The following is a 26,439-nucleotide window of genomic DNA, read 5'->3' on the forward strand; positions in this document are numbered from 1 at the left end:
GCTATTCAACTGAAATTATAAAATTTTATGCCTTTAATTCCAGAGCAACACTACTTACTCATGACACTTTAAGCAGCTGATCCCAATTTGTTGTATATAAAGGTGAACGTCTCTTAAATACGGTTTTCCACCTTTGGTTGAGGGTTATACCTGCTGCTGCGTATTTTAAAGTATCTGAGCCCATTTTTTTATTTATCTCGTCCAAAGTCTGCATGAGCTGTTTTGAACGTTTGAAATCTATGCAATGAAAAAGATTTGTTTGTATTGGGCTTTCAGGGACTAAATGTCTGAACATGACACCTGCCTTTTTGTACAAGCGCCCTTTTCTGAAAATCGCTTCAATGCCCTTATGTGCATAATGGATAAGCTCAGAAGTATCGTTGCTTGCAACAGGAAGCTTTATAGTTTCAACATTGACATAATAATTTTCTTTTTTAAAACGATTGGTCATAAGGAAAACCATTAGTGCTCCCGCAACAGAATGTTCTTTTCTCAACTTTTCACCCCCAAGAGACGCATAAGCAGCGACAGCCTCTTTCAGGTCACTCAAGGACTCTATTGAATTTTTGAATGTTCTGGATACAGTTATGCCTTTCTTTGGGGGTGGAAAGTGTTCCAAAGTATAACAGGAAATCCCTCTTAGTTCCTGAAGCAGCCGGATTCCCGTAATGCCCATTTTTTTCTTTATAAAGTTGTCATCAGAATCACGCAGTTGCAGGGCATTATGAATGCCATAATTGTTCAAAAACTTGGAATAACTGCGTCCTATACCCCAAACATCTCCAACGTCTGTTATCTCAAGCGCCCTGTTTTGATAATGTGAAGCGGTTAAATTCAAAACACCCTCTGCCTTTACAGATTTTTTAGCGATCTTGTTTGCGATTTTAGCAAGGGTTTTGGTTTCAGCAATGCCAATAGAAACAGGAATGCCTGTCCATTGTTTTATTGTAGATCGAACTTTGTGTCCATAATCAGTCAAATCGTATCGTTTGAACTGAGACATGTCCAGGAATGCTTCATCAATGGAATAAATTTCAATATCAGTGGTAAATCCGGAAAGGGTGTTCATTATTCTTTGTGACATGTTGGGTATTTTTGACCAACGCCGCAAAAAGGTAAAATAAGGAATTTCAGTTCAAATATCTGGAGCCTTCTGTCAGATGAATCCCCATTGATTTCTCATCAAGATTGTTAATGATTTCTGATATATTTATAAAACTCGCTTTCCTGTGAAATTCATATACTCCGTATAGGTTTATATGCCTCCATGCTACCGGCGAGATTGCTTTTATAAAATCGGTCTCAGCCATATCATTCGCTTCTTTCTTCTTGAGTAATTCCGAAAGAATATATGCATTATAGAAAATGATAGCATTGGTGATAAGCCGGGTACATTCACTCCATATCTGCTGTTCCAGTTCTGTTTTCACACGGAATTTTCCAAAGAATGCGTAAAAGACAGCCTTCCTGAGCTTGTTGTAGGCTTCGCCTCGGTTCAGGGCCTTTTGAACATTGCGTCTAAGCTCTATAGAATCAACGTACTTAAGGATATAAAGTGTTTTTACAATATTATCCAGTTCCCAAAGAGCTTTTTTGGTTCTGTTCTTTCGTGCATAAGAACTTAGTTTCCTGATAATGGTACTTTGTGTCGAAGATTTGAAACCGAGAGAGACAAAGATTTTCAAAATGTTTTCCCACTCTTCCTTGATGAGCTTGGCGTTAATTTTACGAATGGGTTTGAGCAGATAATCTCCGTACTGCTTTGGATTCTTAAAGCCATATATCATTTTGGACCTACTACCGAGTTTGGCGTAACGTGGTGCGAACATATGCCCGAAAACATGGAGAAGGATAAAATTTACTTGATTCGTACCATGGGTATCTGTTGAATGCCGGTCGGAAATGATTTCTGATGAGTTATTGAAGAGTAGATCAAAAACGTAATGGCTTTCGTGTTCGTTGGCCCCAATAATTTTGGCATTCACGGGAATATGATTTGCTACCATAGTGTAAGCTGATATTCCTTTCTTCAGGCCAAAGTATTTGGGGGAGTACCGGGAGTTGATGGTGTTAAATTGAGTTTCATATTTTTGTCCATCACTGCTGGAATGAATGGTTTCTTCTCTGATATTGAAATATTTAAAAACTGGCAACGTGGCCATAACATTACTAATTTTGTCATTGGCCTTTTTAAGAGTTTCGAGCCTTATGAAGTTGTTAGCAGTGGGCACAATCTCTTGATAGTTCATATCAGAAATTTCAGCCATTTTGGAAAGACCAATATTGGTACCAAAGGCGACAATGCCGGCAATAATCCTGTGATCTTCGATCTCATTTTTAACATATCTGTCCAAGATATGAGTGAAAGAAGATATAAAGTCGCAGTGCTCATCAACAAAATAAAGCAAATCGTTAACTCCTATTTGGCGAAATTGCTCATAGATAAGATTGTTTACGGACTCTTCTTCCTTTTTGTACGGAAGGCTCCACTTGATATTATCCCCCTTCCCGGTGATCTTGATGTCCTTATTTTTCCCTTCCTTTATTCGTACGTTGACGGCTTCCAGGGAGCTCTCAAGTTCTTCTTCAAAAGAAGCCAATATGTCATCAATCGACATCTGCAAAAAGGGAATATCGAGATCCTTAATCAATTGTTCCTTGTTCTTCTCCCAGTATTCATTATCAACGAGATCATCCTCAAAACTCTTAAAATTCAGACTGTTCCTTATGAATATCTCTCCTGCATCAAGACGATTTTTTAAGAGGCGATAAACCAAAAACTCATACTTGTCGCCATTTATCGCTTTTATCTTACGTTTCTTTCCTTTTCTTTTAACTTCCCGTGATTCGAAGATGTAGCGTTTTATTTTTTTGGGGATAAACTCCTGTGGAAAATTTTGCTTTTTGATCTGGCTTAAACTTTTCTTCTTAAGAAATGAATCTTTGAGAAAAGTTGCAGCTTCAAGAAGTGGATCTTCTTCGATCTGGCTCTTAAATTCAAGATTTAGAAAGAGTGGTCTAATATTCTTCTTAAATTTCGAAGATTCGGCCACATAATGATTCCATTCATAGTCGGCGACATCAATCTTTGTTTTGGAGATGAATTTGGAAAGAAAAGGTATTTTGTCTTTTTCCAGAATGGAGAAGGCTATTTCCTGTATGTCTTCAAATGTCGTATCCTTCGGGATATTATCATTTATGTATAATTCTATGAGCCGCCCTGCCTCTTTGACATATTTGTTCCCCTCAACTGTGTATTCATATACTTTTTTTTTGGCGATCTGCTTTGCGTTGGCAAGAAATTGGCTCACGTAATAGAGGAAGGTTTTGGTCAAATTGTCATTAATTTTCTGGTACCGGATAAATATGAAGCAGAGCAGATATAAGTAAGCCGTCTCCCTGTTGATTCGCTTCATCTTTTGAACGGTATAATACTCTACCAATGAGGCATAATATTTGATGTTTTCGTTTGAGATCCTGACATTAGGCAAAAACTCTTCTGCTAGATTATAGACAGACTTGAGGACTTCTAATTTCTTGATTTCTTGAGATATTTCTTTATAGCTGAAGTCCTTCGGCTCTTTTTTCAATAGAGTAAGTTCATAAAGCCCACCTTCCTCAGCACTTAGAATTTTTTCAAAGGCTTCGTAATTCTCTTCAGAAATATATTGAGAAATCGCCGTTACAAGGCGGGTCATTTCGGTCGTAAGCGCTTTCCCAACAATATTCTGCATAACACTGTAGCCGGGAATGACGACACGATGAGTTTCCAAGTAACTAAGCAATTCACGAAAAATATAGATAGGTTTAGAGTGAATGGACACAAAAAAATTGGCTTTCTCCTCCAATTTCTCTCTGGTCTCTTCTGTCGCAACACGATATCTATGCAGTTCTAAAATTTGCCTCTGTTGACTCAAGCGAGTGGGCTTTGACACTTCGATGTCCCTTAACTCATGACCATGGCGATAGAAATATTTGTGCGGGATATACTCAATGTCCTCTTCAACCTCACGGTAAGAGAAAACAAAAAACATTTTCTTTGCCTTGAAATACCCTAACTGCAATATGAAGTAAATTTTTGACCGGATTGATCGTAGAGAACTTAATACATTTTCTTCTGCCCGACTGAGTGCAAAATACTTTGCCCTTTCCTCAACATTAAATTCGGGTAGGCCATACAACTCTTTAATCTCACTATCGGTGAGTATTTTTAGCCTTTTCCCGGGATCAGCCATAGGTGGTCCTGTTTTCTTAAAAACGGTCGTTTTTGATAAAAGATTTATCTTTGGCCAAGAACACCTTCAAAATGTCCATTTTTATTCTCAAAAAGGTTTCTTGAAATATATTTCTCAATTTACTATAATAAAAACGAGTTTTGAGAAAGGATAAAATTCCATGTTGATAGGTTATGCCCGTGTCTCTTCAGAAGATCAAAATCTGGATTTGCAATTTGATGCCTTAAAAAAAGCAGGCTGTTCGAGAATGTTTTCAGACAAATTATCGGGTATACACAAAATGAGACCCGGGCTAGACGATGCGCTTTCCCATCTGCGATCAAGCGATACGTTTGTGATCTGGAAGCTTGATCGATTGGGGCGCAATTTAAAGGGACTAATAGACTTGGTGGGAAAGCTTGAGGAGGACGGTATTCACTTTCAGAGCATTACCGATGGAATTGATACCACCTCGCCAGCGGGCAGGTTTTTTTTTCACGTAATGGCCTCCCTTGCTCAGATGGAGCGGGAGCTGCTAATAGAGCGGACCAAAGCAGGGTTAATGGCTGCAAAGAAACGAGGCCGGGTGGGGGGACGCCGACGCACAATGACTCCAAGTAAAGTCGAAGCGGCTAAAAAGCTTTTGGCTGAAAGAATGCCACCTCGGGAGGTTGCACAAAATTTAGGGGTATCAATTCCCACCCTTTACCGGTGGTGTCCAGCTTCAGAAAGAGCTTAGCTGGATTATAGTGCCAGTCATATGACCGGAACGATAGCAAGGACTTACCAACTATCAATTAGGGAATTTTGACCATAAATTCCTTATTTTACCTTTTTGCGGCGTTGGTCAAAAATTCCCAAGTTGAGTTTTCATATTAACCAGGTCTTTATAAGAAATCCTCTCCTTGATGATATTAAAATTAAAGATCGGTTTTTCATTTTTAATTTTTGCAAATTCAATTAAAGCCAGGATCACGATCAGGGTGGTCTCGTAGGCGATATTAATAAAAAATTCTTCTTTAGCCTTGATGCCCGAAATAACATGGGAAACAATCTCTTCCGGCATGTAATAATGTGATAAAGGGTCTATTTGAGCGGAACATTCCGGAAAAATCGGAGTGACCAGGCTGAGAGCTTTTTGGCATTTTTCTTCATTAACGACCTGGACTATTTTTGAAAAAATATCCGGATCACCCTTGGGGTCGAAAAAAACAACTGAATATCCTTTGCGGATATCCTGTTCGATCATCTGTTCAATCAGTTTGGTTTTACCTATTCGGGTTGTTCCGAAACAAAAAAGATGCCCTTTCCTGGCAGAATCAGGCAAGCTTATTTTTTTAATTTTGCCTTGATTTTCAAGACTCCAGCCATGGCCTAAAAAAGTTGACGGTTTTCGAAACATTATCTTTCCATAATTTCCCTGTTTTTAAGTTCAATAAATTTTCTATACCAATCCACCCCCCAAATCGTTAGAAAGGGCATAACCATGGCAACTCCGAATATGGCCAGGGTTTCAAAAGCTCTTTTTACAAGCAGGGGTTTCAGGTACAGGATGATGTCATACAGCTTTACGGCCAGATGATATTTTTTAAGCATCACATATTTTGAAAAGTTCCAGGTGGATTCAGGGGTGATATGGTTTGATATGAACATTAAAACAAAAAATAAAAGCAGCCCCTTAACGCAAAGCGAGCAGAAACGACCGAATAAAAGCATATCTACTGCTCTTTTGGTGATTTTGCCGATATGGTAACGGCCCATATAGCAGCATAATCCCCCGGAAATAAGAACCGGTATCAGGTTGATCAACCAGATAAAAACATCATATTCAAGAGGTGGAAAATATCCGGCAATCCAGGCACGGATATTTTGATCCGAGATCATAGGTAAAGTCAGACACATTAGAAAAGCAAAAATAAGCGCCTCGAAAAAACCGGCGCCAAAACCTACGAAAAAAATTAAGCTTGCCCCGGATGGTTAAAAAATCATCCGGTATTTCTTTGCCTTTTGATTCAATAATGTAAAATTGCTGAATTTGTGAAATTGCATCCAGTAAATGCGGAAAAATCCTGTTACTGCTGCCGGCATCGGATGACCCCATCGGGATAATAGTGCCTGATCCGGAATCTTCGTATTTGCTTGTATATGTTTTTGTCATGAAATCATCGCCATCCCGATATTGTAAGCGCCATGCACAAACAGTGTGCTTTCCATGCCGTATTTTTTGAAAAAAAAGCCTAACATGATGCCCACCGGAAAAACCTGAACGAATTTAACCCATGCCGGATCGAGCGTGCCAAGGTGTGATACCGCCCAGAAAAAAGATGTTATCAATATTGCAATCCAGTATTGACGATTTTCAAGATTAAAAACCTTTACTATGAAATTTTGTATTCCCAGCCTGAAAATAATTTCTTCAACAATTGCAAGTTCGAGCATTACAAGCGCTGTGACAAAAGGGGAGAGCGCCTGTTTTTGAATTTTCAGCGTTGCCGGAATTTGAGGATCTGTTATTTTGAAAAGAAGGTATGAATATGTGAAAGCCGCCATAAATCCTAATGTCAATATTTTCACATATCTCGGAGAGATTGTTTTTTGGCCGCTCATTATCGGGAGTGGACAAAAATTATGTAAAGAGCAATAGTATAATCCAGCCGTAACAAAAATCATAATTTTGGCTATGCCCACCAGGTTTCCAAAAATCAAAAACCCGAGCGGGACCTGTCGGAATACTGCAGGGTTGGAAATCAATACCACCGCATCCAGGCCAAAAACAATTCCCACAAAGATCAGGCCGAATTTGAGGAACAGGAACGTTTTTGTCCTGAACCTTAAGGTACTCCCCATTGTCAAGACAAAAAACAAGGTTTTTTAAGGTGCGCTTTTGAGCTATAAATAATCCTGAAAATTAAAAAAATAATAGTAAATAAAAAAAATATGTTTCTGTTTATCATAAAAATGTTCATAAACAACTTAACTAATTGATTTAATAAATAATAATACCATTCTAAAATGTTCATAACTTATTGATAAAATGTTTATAACTTTTTTGTATCTCATTAACATACTGTTAAAATTCAATATTAATATGTTTATAACTTATGCCGCACGTTGAATAGGGCATTCACCAAAATATATTATTTTTACAACCTCACATTGATCACCATTGCTGATAAATCTTGCCTGTTACTTCCTTTAATTTGTCCGATCTTAACTATCAATTTCGTAATCATCCGGCAAATTCAAAAAATCTTTTTTCGCCAATTGACTCTCAATTAAATAACCAATTTGACCATTCCTCTTGAGCTGTGAAATCATCCACTGTGGTAATCTAATTGTCACAAGCTCTCGTTTCAAATGGTCTGGTTTCTTTTTTCGACCAGCCCCTGCACGTTTTCCTCCTCTCATTTTTTTACCTCCAAAACATATAGCATGTTGAATTAAGTGTAACGCTATTCAAAAAATCATCCTAAAAATACGCTATATATTTGATTAGCGTTATGCAATATTCAAATAAACTCTACTACCAACTGATTATGTGTTGGATAGTACGCTTTTATCTTGTTTGCAGCAGGAAACATTTTTTATAATATCAATACGACTTAATGGTATTCTAATTAATTATACAAAGTGGTTCTGAAATTACCCTGGAAAAGTTTTAAAATATATCTCTGCCGGGGTCTGGTAATCCAAAGATTGATGGAGTCGTTCATTATTGTAAAAGCCAAAATATTCTCCAATGTTTTGAATAGCCTCCCTGACGGTCTCATAATTGTGAAGATAAACACGTTCATATTTCACGGTACGCCAAAGGCGCTCTACGAAAATGTTATCCAGAGCACGGCCCCGGCCGTCCATGCTGATCTTCACATCGGCTTTTTTTAAAACGCCGGTAAAGGCATCACTGGTAAACTGACTGCCTTGATCCGTGTTAAAAATCTTAGGTTTTGCAATTTTTAAGGCACCCTGTAAGGCTTTTATACAAAAATCCTTATCCAATGTGGTTGAAAATTCGTAGCTCAGGACATACCGACTAAACCAGTCTATCACTGCTACAAGATAGATAAAACCTGAATTCAAACGGATATAGGTAATATCCGTTGACCACACCTGGTCAACTTGCTCAATGGAAACGCCTCGCAGCAAGTATGGATAAATTTTATGCTCTTTTGATGCTTTGCTCAAATTTGGTTTTGGATATATAGCTTCAAGTCCCATAAGCCGCATCAAACGTCTTATTCGTTTAGGATTAACAGTGTGCCCTTGTCGCTTTAATACGGCCGTCATTTTTTCAACACCGTAGAACGGATATCGGGTATATTCTTCGTCTATCAATCGCATGAGAGCCAGGTTATAGCTCTCATCTTTGCAGGATTGATAGTAATAGGTTGATCTGTTTATTCCCAAAAGATCACACTGGCGCATTACCGGTATCAAAGAATGATTCGGCTCAATGTATTGACGCTTTATATCAATTGAGAAGGTTAGATTTTTTTTTTAGCCAGTCCAATTCGACCTTTAATTGGCCGATTTGCTGGTAAAGCTCCGCCTGGAATTCTTCAGCGTCTTTTTCTTTTTTTTGACGCTTTTTTGAAAATATATCGGGCAATTCTTCTAATAGACGCTTTCGCCATTGATTTATTTGATTTGAATGAACTCCATATTCACTAGATAGTTGAGAAATCGTCTTTTCCTTTTTAACCGTTTCAAGCGCTACTTTAGCTTTGAATGATGCACTGTAATTTTTTCGAATTTTACCCATTGATGAGCCTCCTTTTTGTTGATCAGGATATACTCATTTTACACCTTAAACAACTGTCCAGTTTTTGGGGAGTATTATAGGTTGAGGCTCAAGGCTTTTGATATACGGTGCAGAGAATAGGCAGGGTATAACGAGGCAGCGGCTTCCCATAATGCTTCCGGAATGGCTTTACCTCTATCCCGGCTGTTACGCCATTGTTTAAATTTTTCCCGTACTTCATCCAGACTGTACTCGCCTGAAGGCTGCATAAGATTCATCGGTCATCCTCCTTATATAATATTACGTGATTTGAATGACCGATACTACCTTATTTGAATTTGTTTTTCATGCACGCTTGCCGAAAGGACACGGTACAGTTTACCTTCAGACATATAAAGGAATAGAAAACAATATTTTTAAAGTAACCGGACAGAATAGTTTTACAGTAACAAATATTGGTTTGAACACTTTTACTATAGCAGATAGTGATAAGATTCACTACAGTGTTGGCGATTATGTAGGCTGGACATTCACTAATCCCGCAATTATCCCCTTTGACTTCGGTGGTGAGGAAGTAAGATGGACTCTACAAAACCAAATGGTTATAGGCGTTGGAAGTACATTAACTTTTCCCACTACAGGGCCTGGATCTCCATACAATCGTAATCGTATCTATTCTATATCAGCCGAAACATCTCCTATTCCAGTACCAGCAACTATCTGGTTATTTTGTTCTGGCTTATTGGGCTTAGGCTTTTGGAGGAGAAAAAATACCAAGAATAGTTGATTGCATGAATCGACTCGACAGTAGAGTTGGGATCAGGCCAAGCTAACCGACTGAGACTACACGATCAAATCGGTAAAATGCCCTATTTGCTGCCCAATAACGTCGTTTTTGGTATCAAAATGGGCAATATTCAAATCAACTGGCGAAATCGCCGAACAAAGGCATGGAGGTGGACTGGGAAAAGCAGGCGACTTTTTTTCTTTTGCGTAGGCCGTCTAAAAGTCATTTTTGCTATTGTTTCCAAGGCTGTAGCAAGCCTTTTTCCAGCCCCTCATGCCAGCCGTTCGCTGTGGAAATGCGCAAAAAAATCCTTGACAAAGTTAACCGACATGTTAACCATATAAAATATGCGCGAAATACTGTTTTATAAAACTGTATCAGGCAAGTGTCCTGTCGAGGAATTTTTAGAGTCACTGACATCAAAACAGGCCCAAAAAGTCACGTGGATATTAGGATTAATTGAAGAGCTTCCTTCTATTCCATCAAAATATTTTAAAAAGTTAATCAACACAGACAATATTTGGGAAGTTCGGATAAAATTTGGAAGTGATATATTCCGTTTACTTGGTTTTTTTGATGGCTCTCAACTTGTAGTGCTGAATCATGCCTTTCAAAAGAAAACCCAAAAAATTCCTCGCCAGATTATTCAAATTGCTGAAAAACGAAAACGTGATTATTTCACGAGGAGGAATTCAAAATGAGTGATTTGCAAAAATACATAGCCAAGCGTAAGGCGCGTGACCCTGAATTTACAAAGGATTATGATGGAGGATACGAAGAATTCAAAATTGGGGTTATGTTAAAAATGGCCCGTGAAGAAGCAGGATTAACCCAGGAAGAGCTAGCCGAAAAGCTTCAAACTAAAAAATCTGCTATTTCTCGTATCGAAAATCATGCGAAGGACATCAAACTATCTACCCTTGAAAATTTTGTTCAGGCATTAGGTAAAAAACTACGACTTGAAGTTGCGTAACTTATCGTAAACAGCGAACAAAGCCATGGAGGTGGACTGGGAAAAGCGGACGACTTTTTCTTTTTTGCGCAAGTCGTCTAAAAGTCATCTTTTTTATAATTTCCAAGGCCATAGCAAGCTTTTCCCAGCCCCTCATAGCAGGCGTTATGCGCCAAGGCAACTATGCTCCCAGGCATACAATCAACGACAACCAAAAGGAGAAAATTATGTACAAAGGAAATGCGTTGAATCACTTGCGGCTTATATCGGCAATTTTATTGACAGCGTTTTTGGCAGCATGCGCTTCTACTGGAAGTAGTAATCTGTCAAAATCTACTGTTAATGCATTCGAGGAAGGAAAAACCACAAAAGATGAAATTGCATCAGCACTTGGTCACCCTGAACAGATGATGAATTTCGATAAAAAAGGATTAGAAAACTATATGTATAGAGTCTTTCTTAAAAAACCTCCTGAAGATATGTTTGCAGAAGATAAATATGAGGTGTGGACTTATAGCAAATGGAGTTATGTGGCAAGTCCTATTCCTTTCACGAGTCATGAATCTCACAAAAATAGTATTTTCATTATTAACAGCAATGGAGTTCTCGTAAAAAAATTCTTTGGCGAAAAAGGGAAATTAAGCTTTTAATTTATGTCCTGGGAGCCTATTTACTTCAAATCGCATAACAATGCAAATTCACTCGGACTGCCAAAAGCTGCGCCGCTTCGCTCTGCACCTTTTGGCAGCCGGTGATTTGCGACGTTATGGCTTGATATTATCAGGTATTACACCCTTTATAACTCCTGAGGTCAAAAAAGTTAAAATTTCGTTGGAGGATCATAAAAAACGTCTATGGTAGGCAATACAATAAGCCAGAAAACTGTGAAGGTACATCAGGACGTCGAAGAAGCTCCGTCCGGTTATGCTGAAAAAGTCATACAAAAGACCAGAGGAGAAATTCATACCTTCCTAGATGAATTGGCCAACGGTACATCTAACTATAAAAGCCTGCACAATCTCACTGAACAGGTGGAGCACCAATACCATGGTCGGTTCTTGATCGAGCTTATCCAAAACGCACATGACGCTCTTTTTGACATTGAGAAACAAAAGGCCGATGAAGACACACCTGAAGATGAGGGACGTATTGAGGTTGTGATCACCAATGATCTACCATTTGGCGCTCTATATATGGCCAATGACGGATTGCCTTTCATGGAACCAAACTTCAACAGCTTATCTCGTTTTGGCCAGAGCGACAAAGACCCGGAGAAAGACATAGGAAACAAGGGCATAGGATTCCGAAGCGTCTTGGAGATCACGCACACGCCGGAAATCTTCTCACTCAAAGAAAAAACTTCATCATTCTTCAACGGTTTCAATTTCCGGTTCGACCCTGGGATCATTCAATCATTTGAAAAACCCATCCAGGCACTTTTAAACGGCAACGATAATCCTGATCTGAATATTGGTTGCCAAGTGCCTTTGGTGGACTGGCGAAAAGGCAAATTAGATGCTTTCCGAGGCCGGTGGCAGGCTTTAGGCTTTGAAGGAATCGCTTCAGAACTCAGGTTCCTATCACCTTACCTTCTTCCGGAGCCTATAAGTGATCAAGATAAAACCCCATTAGTGCGAAAATTCGAGAAAAAAGGTTTCGCCACGGTGGTTCGCCTGCCTTTCACAAGCGAAAAGGCAAGGGATCTGGCCCTGCAAATAATCGAAGAGTTGGATGAAAATACCATTCTTTTTTTAAACAAGGCCAAAAGCCTTTGGATAGAAACCCCACGTACCAAGCGTTTTGTCACGAGAAAAAGCCACCTGTTGCCAGACTTAGGCAATGCCCAGCAAATCGACATAGATGTTCTCGTGGATGAAACAGAGTATGCCGATACAAAAAGATATTGGCTTTGGAAATGGATGATTGGTGGCGAAGAAAAACCCGAAGAAGCTGAAGAGATTCGCCGGGCCGTGTCCAGCCTTCCCGGGAAGTGGCCCAAAATCAGGAGGGCTGAGGTATCTCTGGCCGTCCGTGTGGGCGAAAGCCCGGAAAAAGGTTTGATCAGTATTTTTCTGCCCACCGAACAGTCAAGCGGCGCGGCCTGCCACTTGAATGCCCCATTCTATGGAGATATTAGACGTACGAAAGTTGTTTTTGATGATGAAAAATTTAAATTTAACAAGATTTTGATCGAAAAAATGGCTAAAAGAGCCGCTCACATCGTCACTAAGCACCTTGGTGGAAAAGGGCTTGATGAAGCCCGAGCAATCTTGGACATCCTTGTTCCAATATCCTCGCAAGAGACGAATGGAGAAGATTGGTTTTCTTTAATCGAAAAAGAGTTTTCAGAGCTCGGACTCGACATAAAAGAAGAACCTCTCATTCAGACATCCGACTCCTGGAAAAGCGTCAAGTCAGCCAGCCTCCCACCGCGCTTGGATGAACCCAAAGTTTTTACCGAGGAATTATTTTACAGAAACGCCACTTTTGATATCATTAACGAAGGGCTTGGCTCAAGAAATTCTCAGATTATAAATTTTTTTAAATTTGTGACCATAGAAGCTGATCCTTTAGATGATTGGGTCGCATCAACCATTGAGGTTGTAGCCCAAGAAATTGCCCGAGAGAATAAAGTTGACTGGAATGATTTCTGGCATGATGTCATGCTGTTGTTACCTGGAAAGTCCGAGTGCCTTAAAGGGAAGAAAGTTCTTCTCGGCACCGATAACGAACTACATGCTAGCAGCGATAGCATGTCCGTGTTTTTCCGGCCGCGAAGCTCGGGCGATGATGAAGAAGTCCTCCCGGATCAATCAGTTGATGAAATCCCGCGAGAACTTAGATCTCACATTGCTTTTCTCAATGAGGGAATCACTGTCCATATAGCGGGAGAACGCGGGGGTATAAAAAAACATCCCCTGCATGGGTATCTTTCTTCTTCCCTGGTTCAGCCTTTTGGTGTTGAATCCATTCTTCGTAATGTACTTATTCCTGTCACACCGGACCTGCCTATACGCCTTGATGAAGAAAAAGATCAACTTTGCCGAGCCATAAGCAGCTGGGGTTTCCAACTCGTGGCTGGATTGGTGGCCAAAGACAAGGGAGAGAAAACACTCAAATATTTGGGGAAACTACCCGTTCCCTGCCATGGCGGATGGTATCCATTGAATGAAACCAGTTTTGGCCCTGGTTGGCATCATACCTTCGGTCTAAAATTAAAATCTTACCTGTATGCAGCAAATACCACTGAAACAAAGGAAGCTACAAAGAAGCTTCTGTTACCTCCCAATGATGACCATTGGAGCCAGAACATCTCGGACAATTTGGATTTACTAAAAAAGGCCGGTGTCTTTGATGGAATACGATTAATAAAAATCGAACATGGTGATTGGGAAGCTAACTTTTCCGTTCCTGGTTATTCTGAAGGCATAAAACTTCCGGAGGAACCTCCGCCGACGTTTGATAAAGATATATGGGAAGAATACACATCTATTGTCTATAAGAATGTACAACCCAGCTTTACAGGTACATTTGAATACAGTATTCAAGATCTGTTTATTATCCCGGGTATAGACCAATATTCAACGTTAAACCAAAATGTCCCTAAAGATTTCATGGATGTTTTATTACGGTCTATTTCAAAATGGGAAGGAAAATGGAATTCTATTAATATTTCAAAGATTGGAGGGCAGAGTGATTCCAAATCTCATAAATCACCTTTAAAGTATTGGCTTGAAGAAACTCCGTGGTTAATCGATTTGGGAAATGTATCATCTGATTTTTGCCCCAGGGATAAATGGTTCATTCCCCCTGCTGTGATTGCTGGCAGAGCACATCAATTCAAGCATCTCAATCCTATTCCACCAGAAATTTCACAAGTTCTTGTTAGTGATAATGACCTTTCAGAAATACTAGAAAAACTTGGAATGCCCCGCTATCAACCCGAAAATAAAACAAGCAGCACGCGCTTGCTGGATGACTTGGCCAACGCTTTGGAAAATCCAGAGACAATAGCAAATAGAGACATTTTCATGGGACATGTTCGAGCGGCATGGAGCCTCTTTGAACCGGACACAGAAGATCCATTTCCCCATAAACTTATTGTGAAAAGCGGTTCCGAACTTAAAGCCTTGGTTCCATCTCTGGATAATCCCATATTCCTTCCTGATGATACGTCTTCCTTTCATCATGGCTTGGAGAATTATGTAAAAAATATTTTGGCAATAGAGGCCAAAGATACGAAGCGACTTGGCATGGGATTTAAAAGGGTTTTCGGCCATGGTATCCGCTTCATTTCCGATTTGAGAGTGCAGCCCGTTGTAGATGGTGAGCCTTGGGAAGAAACCCAGAGCGGAGATTTTTTCTGCGAGGGAAAGTTTGCATGGGTCATCCCTGTCCTAATGTGTTGCCATGCACACGCTGGCATTCAGGTCAGGGGGGCTTATACCAAAGCTTTTTCCAATGCTATGGACACCATAAGAAAGGCGAGGCTCTACTTTGCCGACATTTTGGAAGTTGGTATTTGGGAAGAAGATCGGTACGTTCCAGTCACCAAAATAGATGGCGTTTGGTTGGCCAAGTCGTCCACGCTTCTTGCAACACGCAAAGCCATAGAAAGGCTAAGTTCTTTAGGTGAGGCTTTTTCCTCCATGATGGACCGCGCGGACTTGGAGGTGCCTCTAAAACTTGTCCTCAATAAGCTTGATGGGCAAGACGAGCCAGCCCGAGAAATTATAGAGGGAGCACTGAAGGAGCTCAAAATAAGTTCGGAACATCTTGCAGAAATTGAACAGTTGTGGATGGGTGACTTGAGCTGGGCAATTCGTATGCTAAGGCCCCTTCTTTTGGCCTTGCATCCAGATGCCGATCTTTCTATTTTAACGGGGATAACGACTGAAGACGCCCTCAAACGGTTATTGAATGGCTTTGACCTATCTCCATTGAGCCAGAGGCAGGCCATTTCGATAGTGAGAAAAGAAAAAGGGTTTTTTGATCTCGGCCTCTATTTGTATGAAAGTTTTGGGGAAATATTCCAGTTGGGCAAATGGAATTTGGCTGTGAAAAGGGCAGGAGAATCACCAGTAAAAAACAAAGAGGCTGCAGAGCAATTTCAAGATCACATGGAATCTGCTCAAGTTCCCTTAATGTCCATTGTGAGGAAATTGCTCAAAGATAATAAAGAAATAGGACCCTATACGGATTTGGTAGAACAATTGGAGTCTCTCGGAATTCCGGATAACTACCATGACCTATATTGGAACGTGACTTTCCAGCAAACGATGGATGTGGTTAAGCCACTACTGGTCTCATGGCAGGCCCCGCTCGGAGGGATAGAGTCAGTCACTACTGCCCAGAATGTTGATGAACTTGTCACAAAGCTTGAGGTTTTGAATTTTGAGCCAACTGTGGACCCCTTGGAAATATTTACGACAAATTCCAGGTAGGAGCATCGGTTACCCGACGCCCCCCCTACAGACCCGTACGTGAAGATTTCCCTCATACGGTTCCTCGGTTCAAATCCTTTTTACCGGATTATCAACCAAACAGGCGACACCCCGTTTGGCGTATAACTTTGCAGCCCTTACGGCATCAAATATTATGGACTATTCTGGGTAATGGCAGTGGGTATGTTGTGCGCAAGTCCTCGAACATTACTTCGCCCTTGTGACTTCTTCGGCTTAACCATCGACGCCATGCTTTCTCAGTATATTCAAACACAACTTCCAGCACTTTGTAGTTACTTATTACTCCAAAGTACTGGTAAAAACCTCGCAGTTTACTGCAAAGAATCTCATACTGCTCGGCCATTGGCTTATGACGGTTATCCTTGCACCATATCCATATTCTCTTCATAAAACGGCTTGAACGCTTTCTTGCCGTCTTTTTCTTTATTACCATGTACCCTTTTAATGATTTTGACCAGTAAAATGTAAACCCTAAAAAATCAAACGTCCCGTTTCCCTTTCCGCTAATGCGTTTGGAAAATCGAATCAGTTTTGTCTTTTCCGGGTGAAGTGACAGCTCGAACTGTTCGAACCGCCTGGGTAATACATCCATGACACGCAATGCGTCTTTTTCATACTCGAACCCGAGGATGAAATCATCCGCCCAGCGTATGATGGAGCATCTCCCTTTCATCCGGGGGATCACTTCTTTCACGTACCAGTCATCTAAAACATAATGAAGAAAGATATTACTGAGCACAGGGGAAATTACTCCTCCCTGTGGAGTGCCCGTTTCAGAGTACGTCAGGTTGCCTTCCTCCATTACGCCTGCATTCAACCACTTCCCTATCAGGCGAATCATTCCGCCGTCACTTACTCTCCGACGTATCATGTCTTTAAGTAACTCGTGATTAATATTGTCAAATAGTCCTGTAATATCTGCGCTTACTATCCAGCTGATATTCTGCTTCAAGCATTGCTCACGTAAATCTTTGATTGCCATGTGTTGGCTCCGACCTTTTCTGAATGCATGGGAAAAATTGTAAAAATTCCTGTCAAATATGACATTCAATATGGCTGCTGCTGCTTTCTGGACAATTTTATCCTCAAGTACAGGTATGCCAATTGGACGCTTTTCCCCTCCTTCCTTGTCTATCCAGATACGCTTTACAGGAGACGCAACGTACTGTCCTCTCCGCAGTCGTTCATACAGATTATAGAGGTTTTGATCAAGATTTTCGGCATACTCCTTTGCCGTAACCTTGTCCACTCCTGCAGATTCGCTTTTCCGAATTTTACGAAAGGATTGTTTCAGTAAATCAAAGTCTATCCGATGGACTACTGATGTAAATACCAGTTCATGATTATTTTGAGCAAGCAGCTCGATTTTGATAAGGGATGACCCACCTGTTAATACCGGTGGTTGTCCCCATTCTATCGGTCTGGAATTGCAAGCGACCGTTCTTGCAATTTCTCGGCTTTTTGTTGATATGGTTTGTGACCTCTGTGTATCTCCCATAATTCCTGCCAAAAAAAACGTTATACCCTGCTTCACCTTCCCTGCAGTGGGTCGCTTGGGCATCACTTCCCCACCTTTCCGATCAAGATAGTTCAATTCTTAATCATCGGTACTATGATCTGCTAAGACTTCCGAATGTTTATCTCAGGTTCGTTCGCTCTTCGCTATCCTCCCCTGATACCTTGTATCGCCCGTCTTTTAATGTTTGTGTTTCTGCCAATGGCAGACTCGTTGCAAGGCGGGACATTCCTATGCAACGCCGGGATTTCGCTTGCGCTGGATTTCCTGTTACCGTTCTTTTTACCCAAGGAAACATCCGGGTCTCCCAAGTTCCCGAGCTACCCCTTTGAGTACATGCCCTGGTCTAAGACCCCGGTGGTGTCCTGAATACTTGCCTTAGCATATTCAGGACTGCTGCCTTCCGCTGTCTCCAAAGCGTCGGCTTTTTCCTGCAAGCAGGATTATCACAATGACCACAACCATACATTTTTCGGGGCTCAATACAGAGCCTGCAATCTTGCTCCGTCCAGCTCCAGACTCCCGTTACCGGGTTTACCTGTGGACTTCGCTACTGACCTGCTGGTTAGTCTTTAGTCAGGTGGGACTATCTTAACATCAATGCCAGAGCAAGCCCTGCAGAGATGAAGGAAACAAACCGTTTCCCGAGCACCCACTTGGTAACAATATCGAGTTTCAAAGACCTTGTGTCTTATCCCAACGATTCGGATTTATCTTGGCACGAAGAGCGTCTTGTTTAAAAACATTACAAACCATACAAAAGGCTGGGATTATTTGGTGCAACAGAAACAACGTTTCGTTTTCGTTCTGGGACCGTAATGCGGCTGATCTTCTTGAATTTATAGATGCTTTCTTAGAGAAAGAAGGATATCTGGATATTTGGGATGATGGAAAGATTTTTACAATATCCAAGAGTCTTCCTCATGATGAAAAACTGAATCCTTTCTGGGATGTTTTGGATAATTCAAGTAACCTAAAAATCTTTTTGCGTTCAATAGATATTAAAGATGAAGATCTTAATGGCACCGAAGAGAAGCTCGAAGAGATGAAAAATAGGGCTGAAAAGAGAAAAAGAGTTGTTAGTGTATGCGGAAAAGATTTTGATAATACCGAAGATAACTTATCGCAACTATACAATCATATTGGGAATTTTTGACCAACGCCGCAAAAAGGTAAAATAAGGAATTTATGGTCAAAATTCCCTAATTGATAGTTGGTAAGTCCTTGCTATCGTTCCGGTCATATGACTGGCACTATAATCCAGCTAAGCTCTTTCTGAAGCTGGACACCACCGGTAAAGGGTGGGAATTGATACCCCTAAATTTTGTGCAACCTCCCGAGGTGGCATTCTTTCAGCCAAAAGCTTTTTAGCCGCTTCGACTTTACTTGGAGTCATTGTGCGTCGGCGTCCCCCCACCCGGCCTCGTTTCTTTGCAGCCATTAACCCTGCTTTGGTCCGCTCTATTAGCAGCTCCCGCTCCATCTGAGCAAGGGAGGCCATTACGTGAAAAAAAAACCTGCCCGCTGGCGAGGTGGTATCAATTCCATCGGTAATGCTCTGAAAGTGAATACCGTCCTCCTCAAGCTTTCCCACCAAGTCTATTAGTCCCTTTAAATTGCGCCCCAATCGATCAAGCTTCCAGATCACAAACGTATCGCTTGATCGCAGATGGGAAAGCGCATCGTCTAGCCCGGGTCTCATTTTGTGTATACCCGATAATTTGTCTGAAAACATTCTCGAACAGCCTGCTTTTTTTAAGGCATCAAATTGCAAATCCAGATTTTGATCTTCTGAAGAGACACGGGCATAACCTATCAACATGGAATTTTATCCTTTCTCAAAACTCGTTTTTATTATAGTAAATTGAGAAATATATTTCAAGAAACCTTTTTGAGAATAAAAATGGACATTTTGAAGGTGTTCTTGGCCAAAGATAAATCTTTTATCAAAAACGACCGTTTTTAAGAAAACAGGACCACCTATGGCTGATCCCGGGAAAAGGCTAAAAATACTCACCGATAGTGAGATTAAAGAGTTGTATGGCCTACCCGAATTTAATGTTGAGGAAAGGGCAAAGTATTTTGCACTCAGTCGGGCAGAAGAAAATGTATTAAGTTCTCTACGATCAATCCGGTCAAAAATTTACTTCATATTGCAGTTAGGGTATTTCAAGGCAAAGAAAATGTTTTTTGTTTTCTCTTACCGTGAGGTTGAAGAGGACATTGAGTATATCCCGCACAAATATTTCTATCGCCATGGTCATGAGTTAAGGGACATCGAAGTGTCAAAGCCCACTCGCTTGAGTCAACAGAGGCAAATTTTAGAACTGCATAGATATCGTGTTGCGACAGAAGAGACCAGAGAGAAATTGGAGGAGAAAGCCAATTTTTTTGTGTCCATTCACTCTAAACCTATCTATATTTTTCGTGAATTGCTTAGTTACTTGGAAACTCATCGTGTCGTCATTCCCGGCTACAGTGTTATGCAGAATATTGTTGGGAAAGCGCTTACGACCGAAATGACCCGCCTTGTAACGGCGATTTCTCAATATATTTCTGAAGAGAATTACGAAGCCTTTGAAAAAATTCTAAGTGCTGAGGAAGGTGGGCTTTATGAACTTACTCTATTGAAAAAAGAGCCGAAGGACTTCAGCTATAAAGAAATATCTCAAGAAATCAAGAAATTAGAAGTCCTCAAGTCTGTCTATAATCTAGCAGAAGAGTTTTTGCCTAATGTCAGGATCTCAAACGAAAACATCAAATATTATGCCTCATTGGTAGAGTATTATACCGTTCAAAAGATGAAGCGAATCAACAGGGAGACGGCTTACTTATATCTGCTCTGCTTCATATTTATCCGGTACCAGAAAATTAATGACAATTTGACCAAAACCTTCCTCTATTACGTGAGCCAATTTCTTGCCAACGCAAAGCAGATCGCCAAAAAAAAAGTATATGAATACACAGTTGAGGGGAACAAATATGTCAAAGAGGCAGGGCGGCTCATAGAATTATACATAAATGATAATATCCCGAAGGATACGACATTTGAAGACATACAGGAAATAGCCTTCTCCATTCTGGAAAAAGACAAAATACCTTTTCTTTCCAAATTCATCTCCAAAACAAAGATTGATGTCGCCGACTATGAATGGAATCATTATGTGGCCGAATCTTCGAAATTTAAGAAGAATATTAGACCACTCTTTCTAAATCTTGAATTTAAGAGCCAGATCGAAGAAGATCCACTTCTTGAAGCTGCAACTTTTCTCAAAGATTCATTTCTTAAGAAGAAAAGTTTAAGCCAGATCAAAAAGCAAAATTTTCCACAGGAGTTTATCCCCAAAAAAATAAAACGCTACATCTTCGAATCACGGGAAGTTAAAAGAAAAGGAAAGAAACGTAAGATAAAAGCGATAAATGGCGACAAGTATGAGTTTTTGGTTTATCGCCTCTTAAAAAATCGTCTTGATGCAGGAGAGATATTCATAAGGAACAGTCTGAATTTTAAGAGTTTTGAGGATGATCTCGTTGATAATGAATACTGGGAGAAGAACAAGGAACAATTGATTAAGGATCTCGATATTCCCTTTTTGCAGATGTCGATTGATGACATATTGGCTTCTTTTGAAGAAGAACTTGAGAGCTCCCTGGAAGCCGTCAACGTACGAATAAAGGAAGGGAAAAATAAGGACATCAAGATCACCGGGAAGGGGGATAATATCAAGTGGAGCCTTCCGTACAAAAAGGAAGAAGAGTCCGTAAACAATCTTATCTATGAGCAATTTCGCCAAATAGGAGTTAACGATTTGCTTTATTTTGTTGATGAGCACTGCGACTTTATATCTTCTTTCACTCATATCTTGGACAGATATGTTAAAAATGAGATCGAAGATCACAGGATTATTGCCGGCATTGTCGCCTTTGGTACCAATATTGGTCTTTCCAAAATGGCTGAAATTTCTGATATGAACTATCAAGAGATTGTGCCCACTGCTAACAACTTCATAAGGCTCGAAACTCTTAAAAAGGCCAATGACAAAATTAGTAATGTTATGGCCACGTTGCCAGTTTTTAAATATTTCAATATCAGAGAAGAAACCATTCATTCCAGCAGTGATGGACAAAAATATGAAACTCAATTTAACACCATCAACTCCCGGTACTCCCCCAAATACTTTGGCCTGAAGAAAGGAATATCAGCTTACACTATGGTAGCAAATCATATTCCCGTGAATGCCAAAATTATTGGGGCCAACGAACACGAAAGCCATTACGTTTTTGATCTACTCTTCAATAACTCATCAGAAATCATTTCCGACCGGCATTCAACAGATACCCATGGTACGAATCAAGTAAATTTTATCCTTCTCCATGTTTTCGGGCATATGTTCGCACCACGTTACGCCAAACTCGGTAGTAGGTCCAAAATGATATATGGCTTTAAGAATCCAAAGCAGTACGGAGATTATCTGCTCAAACCCATTCGTAAAATTAACGCCAAGCTCATCAAGGAAGAGTGGGAAAACATTTTGAAAATCTTTGTCTCTCTCGGTTTCAAATCTTCGACACAAAGTACCATTATCAGGAAACTAAGTTCTTATGCACGAAAGAACAGAACCAAAAAAGCTCTTTGGGAACTGGATAATATTGTAAAAACACTTTATATCCTTAAGTACGTTGATTCTATAGAGCTTAGACGCAATGTTCAAAAGGCCCTGAACCGAGGCGAAGCCTACAACAAGCTCAGGAAGGCTGTCTTTTACGCATTCTTTGGAAAATTCCGTGTGAAAACAGAACTGGAACAGCAGATATGGAGTGAATGTACCCGGCTTATCACCAATGCTATCATTTTCTATAATGCATATATTCTTTCGGAATTACTCAAGAAGAAAGAAGCGAATGATATGGCTGAGACCGATTTTATAAAAGCAATCTCGCCGGTAGCATGGAGGCATATAAACCTATACGGAGTATATGAATTTCACAGGAAAGCGAGTTTTATAAATATATCAGAAATCATTAACAATCTTGATGAGAAATCAATGGGGATTCATCTGACAGAAGGCTCCAGATATTTGAACTGAAATTCCTTATTTTACCTTTTTGCGGCGTTGGTCAAAAATACCCACATTATCATAAGGAGGATTGAGCCAGAGTAAGCCAAAAGCTTTTTCAGATGCCCGGAACTCATACAGCGCATCGCCCCAAACAATCTGTTGCAAAACTTCTTGCGCTTTTTTAGACCGTTGCCGGTCGAGTTCCACACCGAAAGTCTCTGTCTCAGTTCCTTTTGCGATAATACTTAATGCTTGACCTTCACCACAGCAGGTGTCGAGCAGTCTGGCTTTAGGCTGAATATTTATTATTTTTTTTAAATCCTCGACCACATTGATGGGTGTGGGGTAATAGCCCATTTTTTCCTGACTGGCTAATCTTGCCATGGTCAACTCCTTTCTCGTTGCTGAATCAATCTGTTTACATAGACTACAGACTGTCTCAATAGTTCGGTTATTGGAGTATCCGTTTTTTTTCTCCACTCGGTCAGAATCGCCATTTCGTTTACTGTTAATGCCGATGCCGGCCAGGGATAGCCTTTTTTTTCGTTTTCCATTTTTTATTTTCTCCTTCACAACAAAAAAAGGAGTGAACCAGTATGGTTGACACTCCTTTTTTTATTATGATTGACTTGCTGTTTTTATTTATTTATTTGTTATTTGATTATGTATGATAATCGTAAATTTCTGTTATATACCAAGATGCAGGTTCGTTTTTATTTAACCAATCAACCGTCCCCATCTCATTTTCGAAGCTCATATCGGGCGTGAATGCAAAATAGAAGCAACTGTCATTATAAGCTGTGTGTGCAATTTGCCACATATCCGGGTTTTCTTTGTTTATCTCGTCACGGACAGTCTGCAATCGCTGCTGTTTCTCTTTTGCAAGAGCATTAGTCAGTGCATTTTTAAACTCATTGTCAAATACACCGGTTAATATCTCTTCACCATTAACTGTTAAACTTACAGTCTTTATCTTTGTATTAGCCGATTTTGCCAGCCATTCCAGGTCATTTTTAAAATCATCAAGATTATCCTGACGACAAACATAGTCGCAACCCGAAATCCAATCTTTCATGGTCACTTCATCGAAAGGGCAACAATGGTTGTCCTCTTGCAAACTATCTCTATCTGCTATTATAAAAATTCTTCCGTGAGACATTTTAAAACTCCTTTAATTTTTTAAGACCTTTTTCTTTGTATTCTTTCAAAATATTATTTTCAGCATAACTATAAAACTCTTTGTTTTCAGTGCTTATTATCAGGTGGTCGTGTAACGTTAAGCCTAATAGATGCGCTCCAATAAAAATCCATTTAGTGATATTGTTATCCTCATTCGATGGTTGAAGATCACCTGATGGATGATTATGCGCTACAATCAAAGCAACGCTGTTTGCCAAAATAACAGGCTTGAATAATTCTCTCAGGCAAACGATAGAGGATGATACCGAGCCGATAGACACTATATTGGTGCCTATAATTCGGTTTTTGATATCAAGCATCAACACAATCATTTGTTCCCTATCGCTTTGACCGCATTCTGTTATAGTTTTTCTTATAATTTCAGCAGCCTGTTCAGCCGTTGAAACATTAGCCTGATATTTAATGCTTTTTTCTCTAATCAAGCTAATTCTATAAACATTACAATTTTCCATTCTATTGCCTCCTTAATATAATAAAGGGAGGCGTCTACCCAGTAGGGGAGAAAACCTCCCTTTGCCGGGGTTTTGTTGCATAAAAAAAGGGAGCAAGCCGGCTGGCTTAAATCTCCCCTTTTTTATTGCTAATTTTTTTTTATTTTACGTTAGTGCCGCATTTTATTTATATTTTTTTCTATCAACAGGGTCCGTTAAAAAACAGCTTCCACTTTCTCCTGCATACGTAAATTGATATAAATCAAGACACTCAGCGCACACTGAATGAAATTTTTTACAGCGAAAACATGCTACAATATTAACCGCTTTTTCCCCGCATCTTTCACATTTTTCTTTTTTTGTTAACATTCGCTTTCCTTAATTTTTTACCAGTTAAATAATCGTTAGGATCTTTGTATTGGTTGTAATTAAAACCTACAACCCTTTCAGCTTTGGTTTTACATGCCGGAAGCAGCATATCCGCAGCTTTTTTCCCTGCCTTGTCGTTATCAGTTGCGATGACGATTTTACTGTAACTTTTTAAATCACTTAAAAAATCTACAGCCCGATTTATCATTTCAACCGAGTTCAACACAAGCAGATCAAAAATTTCTTCTTTAATCTGTTCGCAGGAAATTGCGTCAATCAGAGATTCAGCTATAACCAACGTATTTTTACCGCGTGATATATAGGTAATATCCTTTCCTGTTGACGATTTGAAGTCGCCCTGAACATTATAAAGCTCCCATGTGCCGGACATATTTTGATGCCCGCAAAGTGAAAACTTTTTTTTATTTAAAAGCAGTAAAAGCTGTTTGATTCCGGCATTTTTTACATATTTTGGCCTTAATCTTCTATACGATTTAAAAAGCTGCAATGTTTTTGCATTTAAATCGTATTCATCGAGGATTTTCCAATCAGGTTTTTTCTTTTTTTTTGTTGCCGTATAACCAAACCTGGTTTCGGCAACCGGAAAAGAAAAAGTTTGCTCTCCCAAGGTTTGCTTTCTTAGTGCTTTAACGGCTTGCACGTAAGAGACGTTATAAAGCTTCATAAAAAGATCAATATTGGTTCCTTTTTCATTAGCACCATGATCTTTCCATACCCAGACGCCATCACCAGCCTGCAGGATAGAAACGCTCGGTCTCCGATCATCTCTCCAGACTGCCTTGAAATGACCGTTTTTAACCTGAACCCCTGCGGATTCTACTAAAGCTGTCATATCCAGCCGTTTGATGGTATTCAGTTCAGCGTTTCTCTGATCAGTAAACATAATTATCTCCGTTTTAATTCTTTCATTTTTTCGGTCAAGGTCCACAACGCCCGATTCAGCTTTACGTTACGATCTATAGCTTTCACCGGCCGGGTTTTGATTCTTTTCCCTGTTTTTGTACTGCGCCCCCTCAAACCGCCTTTAATGATATTTTCCTGAACAGTATTAAAGGTTGTCCAGAGATCAGGTTCACAATCTCGTGCTCTGCGTGGTGAAAGAAGCTGCCAGGTGTCAATAGGAGCTTCTTCCGGATCATCATAAACAAGCTGCAATGCACTTTTCGCATATACTTCACGTTCAGCCTCCTGCAGGTGTGTTGTTTTCATCTCTTCGAGAGACTTGGCCACGACCGGAGCTGTTTCAAGCACTTTGTATGAGGCTTTGATTACGTCCTGCTGATCGAAGTTGATGTGTTTGATACTGATACTGTCAAAAGTATCGCCCAATATCATGCCGTTCATGCAGATAAACCGGTAAACGCCTGTCATTAGTTTATAAGCGCAGCTGCGATTGTGAGAGTTGATCAGAACCGCTTCGATTGCTTCGTTTTTCAGGATTAGATCCGGATGTTGAAACCTGATCATATGTTTTTGAAAACCTTCGTTGTCAGGTTTCCTAAAACCGGCTTCCGTAACTCTTGTCGGCATCCAGCCCTCTTTACGCAAAATATTTATGACTTCAATAGTTGGAATGAATGTGTATTTATCAGAAACTTCTTCGTGTGGATGTAATGCTCCGATGGATGGGGCAATGTTTAATATTTCTTGATTTTGCAGCATTTGAACACCTCCTGTGTTTTC

At 40.1% G+C, this 26,439-nt stretch carries 25 protein-coding genes; 8 read left to right on the forward strand and 17 right to left on the reverse strand.

Translation table 11 applies throughout. The annotated features are described in order from the left end of the window. Positions 1-58 precede the first annotated feature (58 nt). Both BuS5_RS19850 and BuS5_RS19855 read right to left on the reverse strand, forming a co-directional pair. Entirely contained in the window at positions 59-1,111 is a 1,053-nt protein-coding gene (locus tag BuS5_RS19850; RefSeq protein ID WP_255342828.1) for a Y-family DNA polymerase, read from the reverse strand. A 19-nt stretch (positions 1,112-1,130) separates the two neighbouring features. After that, complete coding sequence (locus tag BuS5_RS19855) at positions 1,131-4,235, reverse strand: Tn3 family transposase (RefSeq protein ID WP_274428185.1); 3,105 nt, start codon at positions 4,233-4,235, stop codon at positions 1,131-1,133. 160 nt (positions 4,236-4,395) lie between these two features. Between BuS5_RS19855 and BuS5_RS19860 the strand changes: the two genes are divergently transcribed. Then, complete coding sequence (locus tag BuS5_RS19860) at positions 4,396-4,953, forward strand: recombinase family protein (protein ID WP_274428184.1); 558 nt, start codon at positions 4,396-4,398, stop codon at positions 4,951-4,953. Between the two features lie 108 nt (positions 4,954-5,061). Here BuS5_RS19860 and BuS5_RS19865 read toward each other — a convergent pair whose 3' ends face one another. The 7 genes from BuS5_RS19865 to BuS5_RS19895 all read right to left on the reverse strand — a co-directional run bounded on the left by BuS5_RS19865 (position 5,062) and on the right by BuS5_RS19895 (position 9,233). Then, complete coding sequence (locus BuS5_RS19865; protein ID WP_274428199.1) at positions 5,062-5,616, reverse strand: type IV secretion system DNA-binding domain-containing protein; 555 nt, start codon at positions 5,614-5,616, stop codon at positions 5,062-5,064. After that, entirely contained in the window at positions 5,616-6,098 is a 483-nt protein-coding gene (locus BuS5_RS19870) for a hypothetical protein (RefSeq protein ID WP_274428188.1), read from the reverse strand. Before BuS5_RS19870 ends, BuS5_RS19865 begins: the two co-directional genes overlap by 1 nt. Then, positions 6,043-6,372 carry a hypothetical protein gene (locus BuS5_RS19875; RefSeq protein ID WP_274428187.1) on the reverse strand — a complete coding sequence of 110 codons (330 nt, stop codon included), beginning with the start codon at positions 6,370-6,372 and terminating at the stop codon, positions 6,043-6,045. The genes BuS5_RS19870 and BuS5_RS19875 overlap by 56 nt, the downstream gene beginning before the upstream one ends. Further along, the gene (locus tag BuS5_RS19880) at positions 6,369-6,764 is read right to left on the reverse strand and encodes a CPBP family intramembrane glutamic endopeptidase (protein ID WP_274428200.1); all 396 of its coding nucleotides are present in this window, start codon (positions 6,762-6,764) and stop codon (positions 6,369-6,371) included. The genes BuS5_RS19875 and BuS5_RS19880 overlap by 4 nt, the downstream gene beginning before the upstream one ends. Positions 6,765-7,424: 660 nt before the next feature. Further along, a complete protein-coding gene (locus BuS5_RS19885; RefSeq protein WP_274427654.1) occupies positions 7,425-7,622 on the reverse strand; it encodes a hypothetical protein in 198 nt (65 codons plus the stop codon). A 234-nt stretch (positions 7,623-7,856) separates the two neighbouring features. Continuing rightward, positions 7,857-8,976 (reverse strand): IS3 family transposase gene (locus BuS5_RS19890; protein ID WP_245266731.1). Its coding sequence is split into 2 segments (ribosomal slippage): positions 7,857-8,702 and positions 8,704-8,976, totalling 1,119 coding nucleotides; the frame shifts between segments, so codons are not numbered across the junction. A 74-nt stretch (positions 8,977-9,050) separates the two neighbouring features. Next, on the reverse strand, positions 9,051-9,233 hold the full coding sequence (locus BuS5_RS19895; RefSeq protein ID WP_274428182.1) for a hypothetical protein: 183 nt from the start codon (positions 9,231-9,233) through the stop codon (positions 9,051-9,053). Between the two features lie 35 nt (positions 9,234-9,268). Here BuS5_RS19895 and BuS5_RS19900 point away from each other — a divergent pair, with 35 nt between their 5' ends. The 5 genes from BuS5_RS19900 to BuS5_RS19920 all read left to right on the forward strand — a co-directional run bounded on the left by BuS5_RS19900 (position 9,269) and on the right by BuS5_RS19920 (position 16,138). Further along, the gene (locus tag BuS5_RS19900) at positions 9,269-9,742 is read left to right on the forward strand and encodes a PEP-CTERM sorting domain-containing protein (RefSeq protein ID WP_027354923.1); all 474 of its coding nucleotides are present in this window, start codon (positions 9,269-9,271) and stop codon (positions 9,740-9,742) included. A 347-nt stretch (positions 9,743-10,089) separates the two neighbouring features. Then, positions 10,090-10,443, forward strand: a complete 354-nt coding sequence (locus BuS5_RS19905) for a type II toxin-antitoxin system RelE/ParE family toxin (protein ID WP_027354925.1) — start codon at positions 10,090-10,092, stop codon at positions 10,441-10,443. Then, complete coding sequence (locus BuS5_RS19910; protein WP_027354926.1) at positions 10,440-10,715, forward strand: helix-turn-helix domain-containing protein; 276 nt, start codon at positions 10,440-10,442, stop codon at positions 10,713-10,715. Before BuS5_RS19905 ends, BuS5_RS19910 begins: the two co-directional genes overlap by 4 nt. A gap of 146 nt (positions 10,716-10,861) precedes the next feature. Next, complete coding sequence (locus BuS5_RS19915) at positions 10,862-11,344, forward strand: hypothetical protein (protein ID WP_027354927.1); 483 nt, start codon at positions 10,862-10,864, stop codon at positions 11,342-11,344. A 204-nt stretch (positions 11,345-11,548) separates the two neighbouring features. Next, positions 11,549-16,138 (forward strand): sacsin N-terminal ATP-binding-like domain-containing protein, encoded by a 4,590-nt coding sequence (locus BuS5_RS19920; RefSeq protein ID WP_027354928.1) that lies wholly within the window; start codon positions 11,549-11,551, stop codon positions 16,136-16,138. A gap of 145 nt (positions 16,139-16,283) precedes the next feature. Here BuS5_RS19920 and ltrA read toward each other — a convergent pair whose 3' ends face one another. Then, a complete protein-coding gene (ltrA, locus tag BuS5_RS19925; RefSeq protein WP_274427762.1) occupies positions 16,284-17,657 on the reverse strand; it encodes a group II intron reverse transcriptase/maturase in 1,374 nt (457 codons plus the stop codon). Positions 17,658-18,390: 733 nt separating this feature from the next. Between ltrA and BuS5_RS19930 the strand changes: the two genes are divergently transcribed. Continuing rightward, entirely contained in the window at positions 18,391-18,831 is a 441-nt protein-coding gene (locus BuS5_RS19930) for a hypothetical protein (RefSeq protein ID WP_274428183.1), read from the forward strand. 108 nt (positions 18,832-18,939) lie between these two features. Here the strand turns inward: BuS5_RS19930 and BuS5_RS19935 are convergent, their stop codons facing one another. Next, positions 18,940-19,497, reverse strand: a complete 558-nt coding sequence (locus tag BuS5_RS19935) for a recombinase family protein (RefSeq protein ID WP_274428184.1) — start codon at positions 19,495-19,497, stop codon at positions 18,940-18,942. Positions 19,498-19,657: 160 nt separating this feature from the next. Between BuS5_RS19935 and BuS5_RS19940 the strand changes: the two genes are divergently transcribed. Then, the gene (locus BuS5_RS19940; protein ID WP_274428185.1) at positions 19,658-22,762 is read left to right on the forward strand and encodes a Tn3 family transposase; all 3,105 of its coding nucleotides are present in this window, start codon (positions 19,658-19,660) and stop codon (positions 22,760-22,762) included. 6 nt (positions 22,763-22,768) lie between these two features. On the opposite strand, the gene BuS5_RS19945 is transcribed toward BuS5_RS19940, so the two are convergent. From BuS5_RS19945 to BuS5_RS19970, 6 genes are all read right to left on the reverse strand, one after another. After that, positions 22,769-23,119, reverse strand: coding sequence for a DUF6094 domain-containing protein (locus BuS5_RS19945; protein ID WP_035265946.1), 351 nt, complete (start codon positions 23,117-23,119; stop codon positions 22,769-22,771). 2 nt (positions 23,120-23,121) lie between these two features. Then, the gene (locus BuS5_RS19950) at positions 23,122-23,289 is read right to left on the reverse strand and encodes a hypothetical protein (protein WP_157487437.1); all 168 of its coding nucleotides are present in this window, start codon (positions 23,287-23,289) and stop codon (positions 23,122-23,124) included. A gap of 107 nt (positions 23,290-23,396) precedes the next feature. Further along, complete coding sequence (locus BuS5_RS19955; RefSeq protein ID WP_027354578.1) at positions 23,397-23,894, reverse strand: hypothetical protein; 498 nt, start codon at positions 23,892-23,894, stop codon at positions 23,397-23,399. A gap of 1 nt (position 23,895) precedes the next feature. Beyond that, a complete protein-coding gene (locus BuS5_RS19960; RefSeq protein ID WP_027354579.1) occupies positions 23,896-24,387 on the reverse strand; it encodes a JAB domain-containing protein in 492 nt (163 codons plus the stop codon). A gap of 322 nt (positions 24,388-24,709) precedes the next feature. Then, positions 24,710-25,639, reverse strand: a complete 930-nt coding sequence (locus BuS5_RS19965; protein ID WP_027354581.1) for a toprim domain-containing protein — start codon at positions 25,637-25,639, stop codon at positions 24,710-24,712. 2 nt (positions 25,640-25,641) lie between these two features. Continuing rightward, positions 25,642-26,418, reverse strand: coding sequence for a DUF932 domain-containing protein (locus tag BuS5_RS19970; RefSeq protein WP_035265947.1), 777 nt, complete (start codon positions 26,416-26,418; stop codon positions 25,642-25,644). Positions 26,419-26,439: the final 21 nt, after the last annotated feature.

This window comes from Desulfosarcina sp. BuS5, assembly GCF_028752835.1.
Taxonomy (GTDB): Bacteria; Desulfobacterota; Desulfobacteria; order Desulfobacterales; family BuS5; genus BuS5.